Origin of the sequence: Streptomyces sp. NPDC017095 (genome assembly GCF_044332325.1) — a bacterium.
GTDB lineage: Bacteria > Actinomycetota > Actinomycetes > Streptomycetales > Streptomycetaceae > Streptomyces.
Genome location: NZ_JBIROU010000042.1, coordinates 1 through 1,555 on the forward strand (window position 1 = coordinate 1; position 1,555 = coordinate 1,555).

Consider the following 1,555-nt stretch of genomic DNA (forward strand, 5'->3'; position numbering starts at 1 on the left):
GAGCCGACATCGAGGTGCCAAACCATCCCGTCGATATGGACTCTTGGGGAAGATCAGCCTGTTATCCCCGGGGTACCTTTTATCCGTTGAGCGACGGCGCTTCCACAAGCCACCGCCGGATCACTAGTCCCGACTTTCGTCCCTGCTCGACCCGTCGGTCTCACAGTCAAGCTCCCTTGTGCACTTACACTCAACACCTGATTGCCAACCAGGCTGAGGGAACCTTTGGGCGCCTCCGTTACCCTTTAGGAGGCAACCGCCCCAGTTAAACTACCCATCAGACACTGTCCCTGATCCGGATCACGGACCCAGGTTAGACATCCAGCACGACCAGACTGGTATTTCAACGACGACTCCACAAACACTGGCGTGCCTGCTTCACAGTCTCCCAGCTATCCTACACAAGCCGAACCGAACACCAATATCAAACTGTAGTAAAGGTCCCGGGGTCTTTCCGTCCTGCTGCGCGAAACGAGCATCTTTACTCGTAGTGCAATTTCACCGGGCCTATGGTTGAGACAGTCGAGAAGTCGTTACGCCATTCGTGCAGGTCGGAACTTACCCGACAAGGAATTTCGCTACCTTAGGATGGTTATAGTTACCACCGCCGTTTACTGGCGCTTAAGTTCTCAGCTTCGCCCACCCGAAAGTGAGCTAACCGGTCCCCTTAACGTTCCAGCACCGGGCAGGCGTCAGTCCGTATACATCGCCTTACGGCTTCGCACGGACCTGTGTTTTTAGTAAACAGTCGCTTCTCGCTGGTCTCTGCGGCCACCCCCAGCTCAGAGCGCAAAGCTCATCACCAGGTGTGGCCCCCCTTCTCCCGAAGTTACGGGGGCATTTTGCCGAGTTCCTTAACCATAGTTCACCCGAACGCCTCGGTATTCTCTACCTGACCACCTGAGTCGGTTTAGGGTACGGGCCGCCATGAAACTCGCTAGAGGCTTTTCTCGACAGCATAGGATCATCCACTTCACCACAATCGGCTCGGCATCAGGTCTCACCCTGTATGAATGGCGGATTTGCCTACCACTCGGGCTACACCCTTACCCCGGGACAACCACCGCCCGGGATGGACTACCTTCCTGCGTCACCCCATCACTCACCTACTAACCGCTTGGTCCGGCGGCTCCACCACTTTCCATTCCCCGAAGGGTCCGGAACGGCTTCACGGCCTTAGCATCACGATGCTCGATGTTTGACGCTTCACAGCGGGTACCGGAATATCAACCGGTTATCCATCGACTACGCCTGTCGGCCTCGCCTTAGGTCCCGACTTACCCTGGGCAGATCAGCTTGACCCAGGAACCCTTAGTCAATCGGCGCAAACGTTTCTCACGTTTGTATCGCTACTCATGCCTGCATTCTCACTCGTCAACCGTCCACGACTACCTTCCAGTGCCGCTTCACCCGGCAGACGACGCTCCCCTACCCATCACAGCACCCGTTGGGGCTATATGCTGCAATGACACGACTTCGGCGGTACGCTTGAGCCCCGCTACATTGTCGGCGCGGAATCACTAGACCAGTGAGCTATTACGCACTCTTTCAAGGG

The 1,555-nt window shown here is 56.3% G+C and carries 1 rRNA gene; it reads right to left on the minus strand.

The features are described 5' to 3' along the window. A 23S ribosomal RNA gene (locus tag ACH4OA_RS34580) occupies positions 1-1,555 on the minus strand; the annotation flags it as partial.